17 protein-coding genes are annotated in these 16,197 nt (G+C 63.4%); 11 read left to right on the forward strand and 6 right to left on the reverse strand.

Annotated features, from left to right (window positions below; all coding sequences use genetic code 11):
• Positions 1-4: 4 nt before the first annotated feature.
• The 4 genes from AC56LV_RS18400 to AC56LV_RS18415 are packed head-to-tail and all read right to left on the reverse strand — an operon-like array spanning position 5 to position 3,848.
• Positions 5-427 carry an OsmC family protein gene (locus tag AC56LV_RS18400; RefSeq protein WP_499559758.1) on the reverse strand — a complete coding sequence of 141 codons (423 nt, stop codon included), beginning with the start codon at positions 425-427 and terminating at the stop codon, positions 5-7.
• 54 nt (positions 428-481) lie between these two features.
• Positions 482-1,666 (reverse strand): ABC transporter permease, encoded by a 1,185-nt coding sequence (locus AC56LV_RS18405; RefSeq protein ID WP_499559760.1) that lies wholly within the window; start codon positions 1,664-1,666, stop codon positions 482-484.
• On the reverse strand, positions 1,663-2,394 hold the full coding sequence (locus tag AC56LV_RS18410) for an ABC transporter ATP-binding protein (RefSeq protein WP_499559762.1): 732 nt from the start codon (positions 2,392-2,394) through the stop codon (positions 1,663-1,665). Before AC56LV_RS18410 ends, AC56LV_RS18405 begins: the two co-directional genes overlap by 4 nt.
• A 14-nt stretch (positions 2,395-2,408) precedes the next feature.
• Positions 2,409-3,848: an alpha/beta fold hydrolase gene (locus AC56LV_RS18415; protein ID WP_499559764.1), complete on the reverse strand. Its 1,440-nt coding sequence runs from the start codon at positions 3,846-3,848 to the stop codon at positions 2,409-2,411.
• Between the two features lie 263 nt (positions 3,849-4,111).
• On the opposite strand from AC56LV_RS18415, the gene rplM reads away from it, so the two are divergent.
• The 4 genes from rplM to erpA all read left to right on the forward strand — a co-directional run bounded on the left by rplM (position 4,112) and on the right by erpA (position 6,744).
• The gene (gene rplM / locus AC56LV_RS18420; RefSeq protein WP_183556744.1) at positions 4,112-4,540 is read left to right on the forward strand and encodes a 50S ribosomal protein L13; all 429 of its coding nucleotides are present in this window, start codon (positions 4,112-4,114) and stop codon (positions 4,538-4,540) included.
• A gap of 9 nt (positions 4,541-4,549) precedes the next feature.
• Entirely contained in the window at positions 4,550-4,942 is a 393-nt protein-coding gene (rpsI, locus tag AC56LV_RS18425; RefSeq protein WP_183556746.1) for a 30S ribosomal protein S9, read from the forward strand.
• 166 nt (positions 4,943-5,108) lie between these two features.
• Positions 5,109-6,146: an N-acetyl-gamma-glutamyl-phosphate reductase gene (gene argC / locus AC56LV_RS18430; protein WP_499559766.1), complete on the forward strand. Its 1,038-nt coding sequence runs from the start codon at positions 5,109-5,111 to the stop codon at positions 6,144-6,146.
• A gap of 229 nt (positions 6,147-6,375) precedes the next feature.
• Positions 6,376-6,744 (forward strand): iron-sulfur cluster insertion protein ErpA, encoded by a 369-nt coding sequence (gene erpA, locus AC56LV_RS18435; RefSeq protein WP_183556750.1) that lies wholly within the window; start codon positions 6,376-6,378, stop codon positions 6,742-6,744.
• A 99-nt stretch (positions 6,745-6,843) separates the two neighbouring features.
• Here the strand turns inward: erpA and AC56LV_RS18440 are convergent, their stop codons facing one another.
• Both AC56LV_RS18440 and AC56LV_RS18445 read right to left on the reverse strand, forming a co-directional pair.
• Entirely contained in the window at positions 6,844-7,935 is a 1,092-nt protein-coding gene (locus AC56LV_RS18440) for an anhydro-N-acetylmuramic acid kinase (RefSeq protein ID WP_499559768.1), read from the reverse strand.
• A gap of 186 nt (positions 7,936-8,121) precedes the next feature.
• Positions 8,122-9,486, reverse strand: coding sequence for a peptidoglycan DD-metalloendopeptidase family protein (locus AC56LV_RS18445; RefSeq protein ID WP_499559770.1), 1,365 nt, complete (start codon positions 9,484-9,486; stop codon positions 8,122-8,124).
• A 180-nt stretch (positions 9,487-9,666) separates the two neighbouring features.
• Here AC56LV_RS18445 and tyrS point away from each other — a divergent pair, with 180 nt between their 5' ends.
• The 7 genes from tyrS (at position 9,667) to purH (ending at position 16,116) form a co-directional block, all read left to right on the forward strand.
• Positions 9,667-10,896: a tyrosine--tRNA ligase gene (gene tyrS / locus AC56LV_RS18450; RefSeq protein ID WP_499559772.1), complete on the forward strand. Its 1,230-nt coding sequence runs from the start codon at positions 9,667-9,669 to the stop codon at positions 10,894-10,896.
• Positions 10,893-11,351, forward strand: coding sequence for a D-aminoacyl-tRNA deacylase (gene dtd / locus AC56LV_RS18455; RefSeq protein ID WP_499559774.1), 459 nt, complete (start codon positions 10,893-10,895; stop codon positions 11,349-11,351). Before tyrS ends, dtd begins: the two co-directional genes overlap by 4 nt.
• Positions 11,352-11,397: 46 nt before the next feature.
• Positions 11,398-12,063: a YbhB/YbcL family Raf kinase inhibitor-like protein gene (locus tag AC56LV_RS18460; protein ID WP_499559776.1), complete on the forward strand. Its 666-nt coding sequence runs from the start codon at positions 11,398-11,400 to the stop codon at positions 12,061-12,063.
• A 42-nt stretch (positions 12,064-12,105) separates the two neighbouring features.
• On the forward strand, positions 12,106-12,780 hold the full coding sequence (locus AC56LV_RS18465; protein WP_499559778.1) for a histidine phosphatase family protein: 675 nt from the start codon (positions 12,106-12,108) through the stop codon (positions 12,778-12,780).
• A gap of 282 nt (positions 12,781-13,062) precedes the next feature.
• Positions 13,063-14,088 (forward strand): tRNA dihydrouridine synthase DusB, encoded by a 1,026-nt coding sequence (gene dusB, locus AC56LV_RS18470; RefSeq protein WP_499560218.1) that lies wholly within the window; start codon positions 13,063-13,065, stop codon positions 14,086-14,088.
• A 116-nt stretch (positions 14,089-14,204) separates the two neighbouring features.
• Entirely contained in the window at positions 14,205-14,438 is a 234-nt protein-coding gene (locus tag AC56LV_RS18475) for a helix-turn-helix domain-containing protein (RefSeq protein ID WP_005667930.1), read from the forward strand.
• 91 nt (positions 14,439-14,529) lie between these two features.
• Entirely contained in the window at positions 14,530-16,116 is a 1,587-nt protein-coding gene (gene purH, locus AC56LV_RS18480) for a bifunctional phosphoribosylaminoimidazolecarboxamide formyltransferase/IMP cyclohydrolase (protein ID WP_499559780.1), read from the forward strand.
• Positions 16,117-16,197: the final 81 nt, after the last annotated feature.

Below are 16,197 nucleotides of genomic sequence, written 5' to 3' on the forward strand. Positions count from 1 at the left end.
TGATTTAACCTTCGACGATCTCGATCGAGTGCGTGATCTCGGCGGTCCTGGCCAGCATGGCCGACGCCGAGCAGTACTTGTCATGCGATAGCTGCACCGCGCGTTCGACCGCCGCCGGTTTCAGGTTGCGGCCCGTGACCACGAAGTGGAAGTTGATCTTGGTGAAGACCTTCGGATCCACCTCGGCACGCTCGGCCTGCAGCGTCACGTCGCATCCGCGCACGTCTTCGCGGCCGCGCTTGAGGATCAGCACCACGTCATACGCGGCGCAGCCGCCGGTGCCGATCAATACCATCTCCATCGGGCGCGGCGCCAGATTGTGGCCGCCGCCTTCCGGCGCGCCATCCATCGCCACCATGTGGCCACTGCCCGTCTGGGCCCGGAAGCTCATGCCCGACGGGCCGTTCCAGCTGACTTTTACATCCATGTTCTGCTCCGCTGTGCTGTGTTCTTGAAAAGGGGCTTCGATTGTACGGCGGGATTACACACCCAGCACGTATTTCTCGCTCTTCATGCGCCAGCTTGCAAACGCCACCACCAGCAGCGCCGGAATCAGCGCGCACAGGAAGGTCAGCACGAAGGGCAGCGGGCCGATGTCGCCCGTCTTGGCGAGTTCCTTGACCAGCGTCTGGTTCGACAGCATCGGCACCAGGTACATCCAGGTCGCCGTCTTGAGTTCCATGAACGAGACCACGAAACCCGGAATCACGGGCAGGATGGTCACGAAGCTGACCGTGGTCTGGGCTTCCTTGAAGGTCTTGGCGTTCATTGCCAGGCCGATGTACAGGGCGCTCGAGAGCAGCGACAGCGGCACCGTAACCAGGCACACGAGCATCAGCTCACCCCAGCCCAGGTTCCACGACATGCCGATTTCTTCGAGTGGCAACCAGCGCAGGATCGCGTGCGCGACGCACAGGATCAGCGTCACGCCCAGCAGCGACGGCACGCTCGCGGCCAGCCATTTGCCCACCACCAGTTCCCAGCTGCGGGCCGGCTGCGCCATCAGCACTTCGAGCGAGCGCCGTTCGCGTTCGCCCGCCGTGCTGTCGACGGCCGCCGACAGGTTCAGGAAAAATGCCGGCAAAAACAGGATGCCGATGATGCCGCCGATGACCATCGCCGAGCGCGAGGCGTTGGTGCCCGTGTCATGGCGCTGCAGTTCGATGGGCGAGAGGGTGGCGGGCGAGACGCCGTGCGCGAGCAGGCGCGCGCTGGCGATATTGCTGCTGTAGGCCTGCAGGATGTCTTCGACGTCGCGCCGCTGCTGGCCGCTCTCGGTGGACGAATCGAACCACAGCTCCAGGCGCGCCGGGCGCATCGCCTGGTAGTTGGCGACGTAGTCGTCCGTCACGCGCAGCACGGCGACGGTCTTTTTGGCGCGCAGCAGCTCGCCAATGGCGTCCTCGTTCATCGGCGCGGCCTCGGTGACGGTCACGCTGCGCTCGCGCAGCTGGGCCATCAGGGTCGGCGCTTTGGCGCCGCCGATGACGACCATCTCGATGCCTTCACGCTCGGTGCGCGTGTTCCGCTCGATCATCTGGTTCAGCAGCAGGCCGATGATGGCCGGGTACATCAGCGAGGCGGCCAGCAGGAACGCCAGCGTGCGGCGCTCGCGCAGCATCTCGCGCAGCTCTTTCAAAAACACGATCCGGATCTTGGACTTCATGCGATACCTTCTTCGGTGCCGACCAGGCTGACGAAGGCGTCTTCCAGGTTGGTGATGCCGGTGCGCCGGCACAATTCGTCGGGCGAGCCCTGGGCCACGGTATGGCCCTTGGCGATGACGATGACGTCGTCGCACAGGTGCGTCACTTCCTGCATCACGTGGGTGGCCATGATCACGCAGCAGCCGTCCTCGCGCAGCGCGTTCAGCGCCGTGCGCAGCGCGCGCGTGCTCATCACGTCCAGGCCGCGGCTCGGTTCATCGAGCAGCAGATGGCGCGGGCGGTGCAGCAGCGTGCGCGCCAGCGCGACCTTGATGCGCTGGCCCTGCGAGAAGCCCTTGGCCCGGCGATCCAGGATGTCTTCCATGCCCAGCAGATCGGCCACTTCGCCAATGCGCGTGCGCAGCGCAGGGGCCTGCATGTCATTGAGTTCGCCGAAATAATGCAGGTATTCGCGGGTGGTCAGGCGCTCGTACAGCCCGAACTGGTCGGTGAGAAAGCCGATATTGCGGCGCACCGCCATCGGGTCCTGTTCGGGGTCGACGCTGCCGATCAGGATGCTGCCGTGGTCGCGTTTGAGCAGGCCGACGAGCGTGCGCAGCAGGGTGGTCTTGCCGGCGCCGTTGGGACCGAGCAGCGCGGTGATCTGACCATCGCGCGCGGTGAAGGAAACGCCGCCCAGCGCCTGGACGGCGCCAAAGGCCTTGCGTACATCGTGAACTTCGATCATGGCGTGTCCGAATCTTATGGTTGCGGCCCGGCGCTGCCGAGCTGGAAGGTGGGCGCCGGGATCTCGGTCATGCAGGCCGCGTCGAGCCTGGCCTGCGGATGGTCGAGAAAAGTGCGCAGCAGGCGCGGTGCGCAGCCCAGTTGCGAGACGCCGTGGCCGGCATTGGCCACCACGATCTGCTGGGCGTGCGCCATCGACCGGGCGGCGCTCGCGGCGCGGTGCGGCGGCGTGACCGGATCGAGCGCGCCCGAGAGCAGCAGGGCCGGCGCGTCGATCCGGGTCGGTTCCGCATACGGCACGACCGGCACCTTGATGTCGTCCCTGCAGAGCTTTGGCATCATCTCGGCCAGCGGCCGTGCCAGCACGGCGGCGTCAGCTTTCATCAACTCGGGCGTGAAACGGGGCACGTCTTCGGCGCACACCACCGCGAAGTGCAGCAGCATCGACATGCTGGCGTCGTTGCCGAAGTCACCGGCCAGGTTCTGGCGCGCGATGAACGGCTGCCAGCGCCCTTGGCTCGCGTTATGGATCAAGAACGGCAGGCGCCGCGCATCGGCCGGCGCATACAGGATGTTGTGTACTGTGCCCAGGAAGCGGTCGGACGACATCGTGAAACTGGTCTGCTCGGCTGTACGCGGATTGGGCAGCGACAGGCGCAGGTCGCCCGCTTCGAGCCGGGTGACCAGGCCATCGAATTCGGCGCGCAGGTTCGGGTACGCCTTGTGGCAGGCGGCGTCTTTGGCGCAGGCGGCAAACACGCCGTCGAGCGCGGTCTGCGAGTCGCGGCCGCCGGCCGGGATCACCTGGTCGGGCGCGGCCACGCCGTCGAGCACGAGCGCGCGCACGCTGGACGGATAGGCGCGGGCATAGGTTTGCGCCAGGCGCGTGCCGTACGAGCCGCCCCACAGATTGACCTGGCCGTAGCCCAGCGCAAGGCGCACGCGTTCGAGGTCGCGCGCCGCGGCCAGCGTCGTGTAGGCGCTCAGCGGTGACGTGTTGGCCGCGATGCAGGCGCGCAGTTCGGCCATCAGCTCGGCGTCGCCCATGGTTTCGTGTTCGGGCTTGCTGGCGCAGCCGAGCTTGCCCGAGCGGCCGGTGCCGCGCTGGTCGATGAAGACGATGTCGCGCGTGGCGCGCACGCGGTCGAACGCGGCCTTGAGCAGCACCAGCACATCGCTGCCCGCCTGGCCCGGACCGCCGGCCAGCACGAACAGCGGATCGGTGCGGCTGCCCTGGCGGAAGGCCGGCGCCACGGTCACGTGCAGCGCCAGCGTCGGGCCCTCCGGCTTCGCATGGTCGAGCGGCACGGTCACGCTCACGCAGCGCAGCGCCTCGACCACGCCGGGCAGGTGGCAGCTGCGGTCCGTCATGGCCGGTGCGGCGGCGCTGGCGCTACCGGCAGCGAGCAGCAGCGGCAGCGCCAGCAGGGCGGGCAAAATCTTGAATATCGTCACGACATCTCCTCAGGTTGCAACGATGATAAGTTCGCGCTGTTTCTATGGTCAACCGATTGTTTCAACTATGCATCAAGGCATGCGGACCGGGTCAGGACTGTGGCCGCAATGGTCCCTGAAATCACCAGATGGCGATTGACGGCAATGCCGGTGCAGGTTATGATCGTCGGCTTTCCGTTTGCTCAGGAAAAGATAACAAGGCCGAGTCCGCTGAAGTACAGGGCGGAACCACCATTTGAGCAATTTTTTATTTTGGAATAAACATGAAAACTTTTTCCGCTAAGGGCCATGAAGTCCAGCGCGACTGGTTTGTCATTGACGCGACGGACCTGGTCCTCGGACGTGTTGCCAGCGAAGTGGCACTCCGACTGCGCGGCAAGCACAAGCCGGAATTCACCCCGCACGTCGACACCGGTGACTTCATCGTTGTGATCAATGCAGGCAAACTGCGTGTGACCGGTACCAAGGCCACCGAAAAAACGTACTACCGTCACTCGGGCTACCCGGGCGGTATCTACGAAACGAACTTCCTGAAAATGCAACAGCGTTTCCCAGGTCGCGCACTCGAGAAAGCGGTCAAGGGCATGCTGCCTAAAGGCCCACTCGGCTACGCAATGATCAAGAAGCTGAAAGTGTACGCGGAAGGTTCGCACCCACACGCTGCTCAGCAACCACAAGCACTGACCCTCTAAGGAACTGACATGATCGGTAACTACAACTACGGCACCGGCCGTCGCAAGAGTGCAGTCGCTCGCGTGTTCATCAAAACTGGCACCGGCCTGATCATCGTGAACGGCAAGCCTGCTTCGGAATACTTCTCGCGCGAAACCGGCCTGATGGTCATTCGCCAGCCGCTGGAACTGACCGGCAACGTCGAGCGTTTTGACATCAAGGTCAACGTGCACGGCGGCGGCGAGTCGGGCCAGGCTGGCGCCGTCCGTCACGGCATCACCCGCGCTCTGATCGACTACGACGCAGCACTGAAGCCAGATCTGGCCCGTGCTGGCTTCGTCACCCGCGATGCGCGTGAAGTCGAGCGTAAAAAAGTTGGTCTGCGCAAAGCACGTCGCGCAAAGCAATTCTCGAAGCGTTAATTCGCTGTTGCCTGCGCCTTCGGGCGCTGTGCCGAAAAAGCCGTCCACCGCAAGGTTGGGCGGCTTTTTTGCTTTACAGACCGGTACGCCCCGCATTTCCCAGGCTGTTAAAATGCACCCTTCGTCCTGAAAGCAGGGCCTTTCTACCATTCTCGAGGAACAGAACATGATCAAAGTTGGCATCGTTGGCGGCACCGGATACACGGGCGTGGAATTGCTGCGGCTGTTGGCCGTGCATCCGGATGTGCAACTGACGGCAATTACGTCGCGCAAGGAAGACGGCCTGCCGGTGGCCGACATGTTCCCGTCGCTCCGCGGCCGCGTCGACCTGGCGTTTTCCAGCCCCGATAAAGCCGACCTGAAAAGCTGCGACGTCGTGTTCTTCGCCACCCCGCACGGCGTGGCGATGGCGCAGGCGCCCGAGCTGCTGGCAGCGGGCGTGAAAGTGATCGACCTGGCGGCCGACTTCCGCCTGAAGGATCAGGCCACGTTCGAAAAATGGTACAAGATCGACCACACGGCGCCCGAGCTGCTCGAAGAAGCCGTGTACGGCCTGGCGGAGCTGAACCGCGACGCGATCAAGGGCGCGCGCCTGATCGCCAATCCGGGCTGCTACCCGACCACGATGCAGCTTGGTTACTACCCGCTGCTCAAGGCCGGCATCATCGACGCGGGCAACCTGATCGCCGACTGCAAGTCGGGCGTGTCGGGCGCCGGTCGCAAGGCCGAGATTGCCACGCTGTTCTCCGAGTCGAGCGACAACTTCAAGGCCTATGGTGTGAGCGGTCACCGCCACACGCCGGAAACGACGGCCCAGCTGGCGCGCTTCACCGATCAGAAGGTCGGCCTGATCTTCACGCCGCACCTGGTGCCGATGATCCGCGGCATGCACGCGACGCTGTATGCGCGCCTGACGAAAGAGATCGACGACGCCGCGCTGCAGGCGCTGTTCGAAGATGCCTACAAGGACAGCGAGTTCGTCGACGTGATGCCGTTCGGCTCGCACCCTGAGACGCGCTCGACCCGTGGCTCGAACGTGCTGCGCCTGGCGCTGCATCGCCCGGATGGCGGCGACACGGTCGTGATCCTGGTGGTGCAGGACAATCTGGTCAAGGGCGCATCGGGCCAGGCCGTGCAGTGCATGAACCTGATGTTCGGGCTGGATGAAGCGACCGGGCTGAAGCAGATCGCGCTGTTGCCGTAACAGGCGGCGCTGGTGCCTGTCGGACTTGAATTGCGGCCACTTGGCCGCATATTCGAGGCTACTGCACCAGCGCTTGCAGAAGGATCATGTCCTCTTGCTATCATCAAGGGACGGTACCCTGTCTGAGTGACAACTGGTGTCTCATCTGGCCGACTTTCCCTGAGGGTCGGCAGCATGAGTTCCCCCAACCGTCTATAATGGGCGGAGTTTGATTATCCAGGAGCATTCCATGACCGCAGTCGCCGAAGTAGTAGATTTCGACACGATTCCCGTACCAATCAACTTCACCGACAGCGCGGCACAGAAAGTGGCCCAGCTGATCGAAGAAGAAGGCAACCCCGACCTCAAGCTGCGCGTTTTCGTGCAGGGCGGCGGCTGCTCGGGCTTCCAGTATGGCTTCACCTTCGACGAGATCATCAACGACGATGATACGACGATGGAAAAAGCAGGTGTCCAGCTGTTGATCGACTCGATGAGCTACCAGTATCTGGTCGGCGCCGAGATCGATTACAAGGATGACCTTGAAGGCGCGCAGTTCGTGATCAAGAATCCGAATGCCACCTCGACCTGCGGTTGCGGTTCGTCGTTCTCGGCGTAAGCAGCGCAGCGCTGCCCGGCAATGGCCGGTGCATCAAAAAGGCCCGCTCGATGCGGGTCTTTTCACATTAAGGCCCGTTTCGAGCGGGCCTTTTTGCGTTCATGTCGGGTACAGCGCGCCCAGAACGCGCAGGCCGCGTGCGCCCGTAACCGCCGGCAGATTCCCCGGCTCACGCTGCGTGAAGCGCCAACCCAGCCAGGCGAACGCCAACGCTTCAACCCGGTTCGGGGCAACGCCCAGTTGGGCCGTTGACGCCACCGTCACGCCATCGAGCTCGGCGCTGATGCCACGCAGCAGCGCGCCGTTATAGGCGCCGCCACCGCACACGTACACAGCGTCCGGGGCGATGCCTTCATCAACGATGGCGCGTGCGATCGTCACAGCCGTCAGGCGCGTCAGCGTGGCCTGGACGTCGGCTGGGGCGACATCCTTGAAAGTGGCCAGCCTGGCATCGAGCCAGTCCGCATGGAACAGGTCGCGCCCCGTGCTCTTGGGCGCCGGCAGCGCGAAGTACGGCTCATCGAGCAACGCTACCAGCAATGGCGGGTGCACGATCCCGCTGGCAGCCCAGGCGCCGTCCTCGTCATAGGCGCGGCCCTGGTGACGCGCAATCCACAGATCCATCAATACATTGCCGGGACCCGTATCGAAGCCCGTCACGCGGCCATCGCCATGCAGCACGCTGATATTGCCGATGCCACCGATATTCACGACGACGCGCGCCGTGCCCGGCGCACCAAATGCGGCCGCGTGAAAGGCCGGCACCAGCGGCGCACCCTGGCCGCCGGCAGCGACGTCGCGGCTGCGAAAGTCGGCGATCACGTCCAGGCCGGTGAGTTCGGCCAGCAGCGCCGGATTGTTGGTCTGGCGCGTAAAGCCCAGCTCGGGGCGATGACGGATCGTCTGGCCATGCACGGCCACGGCAGCGACCTTGCCGGGGCTGGACGGCAACAGCGCACGCACACAGTCGGCATAGGCCAGCGCCAGCGCATTGGCGGCCAGCGCCTCGCGCTCGAGTTCGTTGTGGCTGGCCGCCTGCAGCGCCATCAGTTCAGTTCGGAGGTCGGCAGGGAAGGGCGTGAAAGCGGCTGCAACCGTGCGGATCGCGCCTTGCGAAAAGTCGGCCAGCACGCCATCGACGCCGTCGAGGCTGGTGCCAGACATCAGGCCAATGAACAGATTATTTGTCATATACGTAGGGTGGACGGCTACGCCGTCCACGCGGTGATAGTTGACTGAGGATCCATCGCACAAGTAATCGCTAGACCGATAGTTGACTGAGGATCCATCGCGCAAGTGATCGACAGAAGCCACAAAGCAAAACGCCCTCCGGCATCGAAATGCAGCGGAGGGCGTCGTGACAGGGGTGAAGCTGTCTTAGCGGGCGGCCATGGCCGAACCGCTTGGACCCAGCAGCGAGAAGCGGTGATTCATCTCGGCTGCAGCCATGCGGAAACGACCCAGTTCAGCCTGGCTCAGCGGTTGCTGTGCCAGCGACTTGTACTGGTTTGGATCCTTGGCCACGCCTGCCACACGGAATTCGTAGTGCAGGTGCGCGCCGGTCGACCAGCCGGTCGAGCCGACGTAGCCGATGACCTGGCCCTGGCTGATCTTGGCGCCCTTGCGCAGACCTGGCGCGATGCGGCTCATGTGCGCGTAGGCGGTGCTGTACGCCGACCAGTGCTTGAGCACGACCATATTGCCGTAGCCATTGCCGTTGCCGGCGAAGTCGACGGTGGCATCCGCCACGGCGCGGATCGGGGTGCCGGTCGATGCTGCGTAATCGACGCCCTTGTGCGCTTTCCATTTGCCCGACAGCGGGTGCACGCGCATCGAGAAGCCCGACGAAATGCGCGAGTACTCGAGTGGCGACTTCAGGAAGGCTTTCTTGAGTGCCTTGCCGTCCAGGGTGTAGTAACCGCCCTGTTTGGTGATCGGGTCTTCGTACCAGACGGACTGATACGCCACGCCGCGATTGACGAACTCGCCAGCCAGGATGCGGCCGGTCTTGACCTGTTCGCCGTCGAGCCAGAAGGTCTCGTAGACCACATTGAAGCGGTCGCCGCGCTTGACGTCGGTGCGGAAGTCGATATCGGTCGAGAACATCTCGATGATCTGGCCGACGATCGAGTCGGGCAGGCTGCCGCCATCGACGTTGGAGTCGGTGGCTGCATACAGCGACGACGCGATGTCGCGCGAGCGCATTTCGACGCGACGCTCGAGCTTGGCCGGCGCTTCGAGGGCGACGAAGGATTCGCCCTTGCGCTCGACGCTGATCGTGCGTGCGTTGCCGTTCTTGCCATCGATGACGGTGGCGCGCATCGACAGCAGCAGGCCGTTTTCATCGGTCTCGGCCTGGATACGCTTGCCGGTCTGAAGCGACAGCAGGCGACGTGCCAGCTTGTCGGAACGAACGAATTTCTGTGCCTGTGCATCTTCGATGCCAAGGCGGGTGAAGAGCGAGCCGAGCGAATCGCCGCGGCGGATGCGTTCTTCGTGGATGAATTGCTGCTCGTCTTGCTGCAGTGCGGCGATCTGGGCTGCCAGATTTGGCAATTCCAGGTTCGTCGCGACCGAGGTCACGGGCAGGTCGGAAGGATCGCTTGCGATCGGGGCGACACCTACTGCGCCAAAGGCGCACATACTGAGGAAGACGGCGCCGGCGCTCAATACGCGGGCTTTGCGGGTCTTCGGCACCAGCTGCAGCAGTGTCTGACGGGTAATTTTCTGTATAGGGTTCATGCAATCAGTTAAAATTTGCGGCTGAACTTTCAAGGGCCATGTTCATGACGTTTAACAAAGTTTTCTTTGGGAAACGAAAACAGGATCGTGAATTATACCAAAAGATGTGGTCCTACAACCGTTTTAGCCAATTTCCTACACGAATTTATGACCTCAACAGCAGTTCCTGGCGGCAATTCCATGGTAAATGCGCCTGTGCGCCTTCCTCTGACTGACCGCGTTCTCGAGTCCCTCGCCATCGCAAAAAGAGGTGTCGACGAGTTGCTGGTCGAGGCCGATTTTGCGCAAAAACTGGCGCGGTCGGAGCAAACCGGCACCCCGCTGCGCATCAAACTGGGTCTGGACCCGACGGCGCCAGACCTGCATCTGGGTCACACTGTGGTGCTGAACAAGTTGCGTCAATTACAAGATCTGGGTCACCAGGTGATCTTTTTAATCGGTGACTTCACATCGATGATTGGCGACCCGTCGGGGCGCAACGCCACCCGGCCGCCGCTGACGCGCGAGCAGGTCGAAGAAAACGCGATGACGTACTTCCGTCAGGCATCGCTGGTGCTGGACGCCGGCCGCACCGAGATGCGCTACAACTCGGAGTGGTGCGACCCGCTCGGCGCGCGCGGTATGATTCAGCTGGCCTCGCGCTATACCGTGGCGCGCATGATGGAACGCGACGATTTCACCAAGCGTTACAAGAGTGGGACACCGATCGCCGTGCATGAGTTCCTGTATCCGCTGATGCAGGGCTACGATTCGGTCGCATTGAAGTCCGACCTTGAGCTGGGTGGAACGGACCAGAAATTCAACTTGCTGGTTGGCCGCGAACTGCAGAAGGACTACGGCCAGGAGCCGCAGTGCATCCTGACCATGCCGCTGCTCGAAGGCCTGGATGGCGTCGAGAAGATGTCCAAGTCGAAAAACAACTACATCGGCATCACCGAAGCACCGAACACCATGTTCGGCAAGCTGATGAGCATTTCGGACGACATGATGTGGAAGTACTTCAATTTGCTGTCGTTCCGCTCGCTGGACGACATTGCGCAATTGAAGGCGACGATCGACGGCGGCGCCAACCCGCGCGACGCCAAGGTGGCGCTGGGCAAGGAAATCGTGACGCGCTTCCACTCGGCCCAGGCGGCCGACGATGCGCTGGCCGACTTCGTCAACCGTTCCAAGGGTGGCATTCCTGACGACGTGCCGGAAGTGGCGCTGTCGGGCGCCCCGATGGGCGTGGCGCAATTGCTCAAGCAATCTGGCCTGTGCGCATCGACGTCCGAAGCCATGCGCATGGTCGACCAGGGCGGCGTGCGCATCGACGGCGCCGTCGTCGCCGATAAAGGGTTGCAGGTGGCTGCCGGCACGCTCGTCGTGCAAGTGGGCAAGCGCAAGTTCGCGCGCGTGACGCTGGCATGATCGGCCTGCTGCAACGCGTGAGCGAAGCGGCAGTGCGCGTCGACGGTGCGACCGTCGGCGCCATCGGTCCCGGCCTCTTGGTTTTACTGTGCGCCGAAAAGGGCGACACCGAGCGCGAAGCTGACCTGTTGCTGACCAAAATGCTCGGTTACCGCGTCTTTTCGGACGAGGCGGGCAAGATGAACCGTAGTCTGGCTGACGTGAATGGCGGCCTGCTCCTGGTGCCGCAATTTACGCTCGCGGCCGACACCAAATCGGGCACGCGGCCATCGTTCACGCCAGCGGCAGCACCGGAAGACGGCCGGCGCCTGTTCGATTACGCCGTGCGCCAGGCGCGCACGCGCCACGCCCAGGTGGAAACCGGCGTGTTCGGCGCCGACATGAAGGTGTCGCTCATCAACGACGGGCCGGTGACATTCTGGCTGCGCGTTGATCCGGTCGTAGCAACGCGCTGAAACCCCGCCTGGCTGCCAGGGTCAAACCCAGTAGCCGGGAGGAACCATGCGAATCTGGAGCAATTCGTTTACCAACGGGGCCGCCATGCCCGCCGCCTGCGCGTTCGCCGTGCGCGACGCTGCCACCCACGTCAGACTGTCGAGCAACCGCAACCCGCATATCGCCTGGGCCGACGTACCGAACGGCACCGAATCGCTGGTGCTGGTCTGCCACGATCCCGACGTCCCGCGCGATGGCCGCCGCGTCAATATCGACGGCTGCACGGTGCCGCTGACGGCGCCGCGCATCGATTTTTTCCACTGGACGCTGGCCGATATCCCCGTGTGCCTCACGGCGCTGGCCGAGGGCAGGTTCTCCAATCGCGTCACGCCGCACGGCAAACCGGGGCCGCTGGTGCCATTCACCATCAAGAACGGCACCGAGCACCAATTGCGCCATGGCCTCAATGACTATACCGACTGGTTTGCCGGCGCGCCCGGCATGGCGGGCGAGTTCTATGGCTATGACGGCCCGTGCCCGCCCTGGAACGACGAGCGCGTGCACCACTATGTTTTTACCCTGTATGCACTCGATATGCCACGCCTGCCGCTCACGGGCCGCTTTACGGGGCCCCAGGTCCGCATGGCGATCCATGGCCACATCCTCGACGAGGCGTGCATCTTCGGCACCTATGCGCTCAATCCCCACGCCGTCGCCGATCTGCCAAAATAGCGCTTCCATCCGATTGCCCCGAGGTTCGGGCACCAGAACCTCATGACCATGACCACAGCGCCCCGGGGCGCGACCACGATCCTGCTCATCCGCCACGGCGAGACCGCCTGGAATGCCGAACGCCGGCTGCAGGGCCATCTTGATATCCCGCTCAATGCCGAAGGCGAGCGCCAGGCGGCGCTGCTTGGCGCGGCACTGGCCGGTGAAGCCATCGACCACGTGCTGTCCAGCGACCTGGGCCGTGCCCGCCAAACGGCCGAGGCGATCCTGCGCGCGCGCGGCGCAACAACGGCTGTGCAGGTCGATCCCCAATTGCGCGAGCGCTGCTACGGCGGCTTCGAAGGCTTGCTCTATAGTGAGATCGCGGCCCGCTATCCGGCGGACTTTGCCGCCTGGCAAGCGCGTAATGTCGATGCAACGCTCCCACCGGGCAAAAACCAGGGTGAATCGTTCCGCGCCTTTTTTGACCGCGTCATGACGGCGATCACGGCCCACGCCGCCCGCCATCTGGGTCAGACGCTGGCGCTGGTGGCCCACGGCGGCGTGCTCGAGTGCGCCTACCGCGCCGCACTGGGCCTGTCGCTGGACACCCCGCGCGACTTCAAGGTGCACAACGCCAGCATCAACCGCTTCGTGCTTGAGCAGGGCAAGCTGCATTTGACGAGCTGGGGCGAAGTCGAGCATCTGCGGCAACCCGCCCTCGACGAGTTGCCGTAGGGTGGAAGGCTCCGCCTTCCACGCGGTGATGGTTGGCTGCCGGACTGCCCCGCACGAAACCGGCACCATTGGTCGCCTGCCAGATCGCCCTGCGCGTGACCGGCACCGGTAGCGATCGCCGCGTGGACGGCGAAGCCGTCCACCCTACGTGGTGGCTCTCATCCCCCGTTTCCTGGCCTTGCCAATATCGCACACACAACAATTTGAAAAATTGTGCTGATAAATTGAGCAGCGCTTGAGGTAAAATAGCAGGTTCCCGTGTCACTTTTGAGTCTGCCAGCTGTGCAAATAGGTCCTTATCTCCTGCGTAATAACGTCTTTGTCGCGCCGATGGCTGGTGTGACGGACCGCCCGTTCCGGCAACTGTGCAAGCAGCTCGGCGCGGGCTATGCGGTGTCCGAGATGGCTGCGTCCAATCCGCGCCTGTGGGCCAGCGAAAAGACGTCGCGCCGGATCGACCACGCGGGCGAGATGGAGCCCAAGGCGGTGCAGATCGCCGGTGCCGATCCAAAAGACCTCGCCGATTGTGCGAAGTTCAACGTCGAGCGTGGCGCGCAGATCATCGATATCAATATGGGTTGCCCGGTCAAGAAAGTGTGCAACAGCTGGTGCGGGTCGGCCCTGTTGCAGCACGAAGACCTGGTCGAGCGCATCCTGCACGCGGTGGTCGAGGCCGTCGACGTGCCGGTCACGCTGAAGTTCCGTACCGGCTGGGATCGCCAAAACAAGAACGCGCTGCGCATCGCGCGCCTGGCCGAGCAGGCCGGCATCCAGATGCTGACCCTGCACGGCCGCACGCGCGCCGACGGCTACAAGGGCGACGCCGAGTACGACACCATCCGCGCCGTGAAGGCGTCGGTCGGCATCCCGGTGGTGGCCAATGGCGACATCACCACGCCCGAGAAGGCGAAGTTCGTGCTCGACTACACGGGGGCGGACGCCGTCATGATCGGCCGGGCGGCCCAGGGCCGGCCATGGATCTGCCGTGAAATTGATCATTACCTGCGCACGGGCGAACACATGCCGGCGCCGCTGGTCGAAGAAGTGCGCGAACTGATGCACGAGCACTTGCCGGCGCACTATGCTTTTTATGGCGAGTTCATCGGCGTGCGGACCGCGCGCAAGCACATCGGCTGGTATGTCCAGGATCTGCCGGATGGCGAGGAATTCCGTCAGCGCATGAATCTGCTGGAATCGACCGCCGAGCAACTTGCGGCGATGGATGACTTCCTGAAATCCCAGCACCGCCATGGCGAGCGGTTACAATACCGCCCCGCGCTTCCCGCCGTAGACGCGATCGCGGCATAGAAGACCAGCACAACAAGCGACAAGAAGAACAATTGGGGACGCGCTGCCCGCAGATGCAGCAAGCCAGTGCAACAAGCTGGGCAGCAATCACACAACCAGGATGAAGCAGCAAAGACATGAGCAAAGAAAGTATCCAGGAAGTCGTCCAGAAGAGTCTTGAAGACTATTTCAACGATCTCGGCGAGCAAAAACCGACCAACATCTACGACATGATGGTGTTGACCGTCGAAAAGCCCGTCCTCGAAGTGGTCATGTCGCGTGCCGACGGCAACCAGTCGCATGCCGCGCAGATGCTGGGCATCAATCGCAATACATTGCGCAAGAAACTGCAAGAGCACGGGCTGCTCTAAGCGTTGCCGGTTGGCTGCGCTTCCTGCGCGGCCCCGGAGACCCAACGGTCTCCACGTCCGGCGCCAGGAATTCTCAACCATAGGCCTCACCATGATCAAACAAGCTCTCATTTCCGTATCCGACAAGACCGGCGTGCTCGATTTCGCGCGCGCGCTGAACCAGCTGGGCGTGAACATCCTGTCCACTGGCGGCACCGCCAAGCTGCTGCAAGAAAATGGCGTGCCAGTCACGGAAGTGGCCGATTACACCGGTTTCCCGGAAATGCTCGATGGCCGCGTCAAGACGCTGCACCCGAAAGTGCACGGCGGCATCCTGGCCCGTCGCGATTTCCCCGAGCACATCGCGAAACTGGAAGAGCACAATATTCCGCAGATCGACATGGTCGTGGTCAATCTGTACCCGTTCCAGCAAACCGTCGCCAAAGAGCAATGCTCGCTGGAAGATGCGATCGAGAACATCGACATCGGTGGCCCGACCATGCTGCGCTCGGCCGCCAAGAACCACCGCGACGTGGTCGTGGTCGTCGATCCGGCCGACTACGGCGTCGTGCTGGCTGAAATGAAGGGCTCGGGCGGCGACGCCGGTCCGGTCAGCTACGAGACCAAGTTCCGCCTGGCCAAGAAAGTGTTCGCACACACCGCCCAGTACGATGGCGCGATCACCAATTACCTGACCAGCCTGGGCGAAGACCGCGCACACGCGACCCGCTCGAACTTCCCGGCCACGCTGAACATGGGCTTCGAGAAAGTCCAGGAAATGCGCTACGGCGAAAACCCGCACCAGGGCGCCGCCTTTTACCGCGACCTCGTCACGATCGACGGCGCACTGGCCAACTACCGCCAGCTGCAGGGTAAAGAGTTGTCGTACAACAATATCGCCGATGCCGACGCAGCCTGGGAATGCGTCAAGTCGCTCGGCGGCCTGGGGCAGGCGGCCGGTTGCGTGATCGTCAAGCACGCCAATCCGTGCGGCGTGGCAATTGGCGTCGATGCACTGGACGCGTATTCGCGCGCGCTGCAGACCGATCCGACCTCGGCCTTCGGCGGCATCATCGCCTTCAACGTCGAAGTCGATGGCAAGGCGGCCGAAGCGCTGGCCAAGCTGTTTGTCGAGGTGCTGATCGCGCCGAGCTTCACCGCCGAAGCGCGCCAGATCATGGCGGCCAAGCAAAATGTGCGTCTGCTGGAAATCGCCCTGGGTGCCGGCCAGAATGCCTACGACGTCAAGCGCGTCGGCGGCGGCCTGCTGGTGCAGTCGCCGGACGCGAAGAACGTCGGCATGGAAGACCTGCGCGTTGTCTCCAAGCTGCAGCCATCGCCGCAGCAGCTGCAAGACCTGATGTTCGCGTGGCGCGTGGCCAAGTTCGTCAAGTCGAACGCGATCGTGTTCTGCGGTAACGGCATGACGCTGGGCGTCGGTGCCGGCCAGATGAGCCGCATCGACTCGGCGCGCATCGCCTCGATCAAGGCGCAGAACGCCGGCCTGAGCTTGAGCGGCTCGGCCGTGGCGTCGGATGCATTCTTCCCGTTCCGTGACGGCCTGGACGTCGTCGTCGATGCCGGCGCGACCTGCGTGATCCACCCGGGTGGATCGATGCGCGACCAGGAAGTCATCGATGCCGCCGACGAGCGCGGTGTCGTCATGCTGTACACGGGCACGCGTCACTTCCGTCATTGATTGCAACAATCCGGACGCATCATCGTAGGGTGGACGGCTACGCCGTCCACGCGTTCAATCGGCGTATGATCCGCATACAGG

This window comes from Telluria sp. RB2R28 (assembly GCF_059685835.1).

Excerpts from the sequence above, each read along its gene's own strand:
- rplM (WP_183556744.1), top strand. The coding sequence starts at position 4,112 with ATGAAAACTTTTTCCGCTAAGGGCCATGAAGTCCAGCGCGACTGGTTT.
- AC56LV_RS18465 (WP_499559778.1), top strand. The coding sequence starts at position 12,106 with ATGACCATGACCACAGCGCCCCGGGGCGCGACCACGATCCTGCTCATC.
- AC56LV_RS18400 (WP_499559758.1), bottom strand. The coding sequence starts at position 427 with ATGGATGTAAAAGTCAGCTGGAACGGCCCGTCGGGCATGAGCTTCCGG.
- AC56LV_RS18405 (WP_499559760.1), bottom strand. The coding sequence starts at position 1,666 with ATGAAGTCCAAGATCCGGATCGTGTTTTTGAAAGAGCTGCGCGAGATG.
- AC56LV_RS18460 (WP_499559776.1), top strand. The coding sequence starts at position 11,398 with ATGCGAATCTGGAGCAATTCGTTTACCAACGGGGCCGCCATGCCCGCC.
- AC56LV_RS18475 (WP_005667930.1), top strand. The coding sequence starts at position 14,205 with ATGAGCAAAGAAAGTATCCAGGAAGTCGTCCAGAAGAGTCTTGAAGAC.
- rpsI (WP_183556746.1), top strand. The coding sequence starts at position 4,550 with ATGATCGGTAACTACAACTACGGCACCGGCCGTCGCAAGAGTGCAGTC.
- erpA (WP_183556750.1), top strand. The coding sequence starts at position 6,376 with ATGACCGCAGTCGCCGAAGTAGTAGATTTCGACACGATTCCCGTACCA.
- argC (WP_499559766.1), top strand. The coding sequence starts at position 5,109 with ATGATCAAAGTTGGCATCGTTGGCGGCACCGGATACACGGGCGTGGAA.
- dtd (WP_499559774.1), top strand. The coding sequence starts at position 10,893 with ATGATCGGCCTGCTGCAACGCGTGAGCGAAGCGGCAGTGCGCGTCGAC.
- tyrS (WP_499559772.1), top strand. The coding sequence starts at position 9,667 with ATGGTAAATGCGCCTGTGCGCCTTCCTCTGACTGACCGCGTTCTCGAG.
- AC56LV_RS18410 (WP_499559762.1), bottom strand. The coding sequence starts at position 2,394 with ATGATCGAAGTTCACGATGTACGCAAGGCCTTTGGCGCCGTCCAGGCG.
- purH (WP_499559780.1), top strand. The coding sequence starts at position 14,530 with ATGATCAAACAAGCTCTCATTTCCGTATCCGACAAGACCGGCGTGCTC.
- AC56LV_RS18445 (WP_499559770.1), bottom strand. The coding sequence starts at position 9,486 with ATGAACCCTATACAGAAAATTACCCGTCAGACACTGCTGCAGCTGGTG.
- AC56LV_RS18440 (WP_499559768.1), bottom strand. The coding sequence starts at position 7,935 with ATGACAAATAATCTGTTCATTGGCCTGATGTCTGGCACCAGCCTCGAC.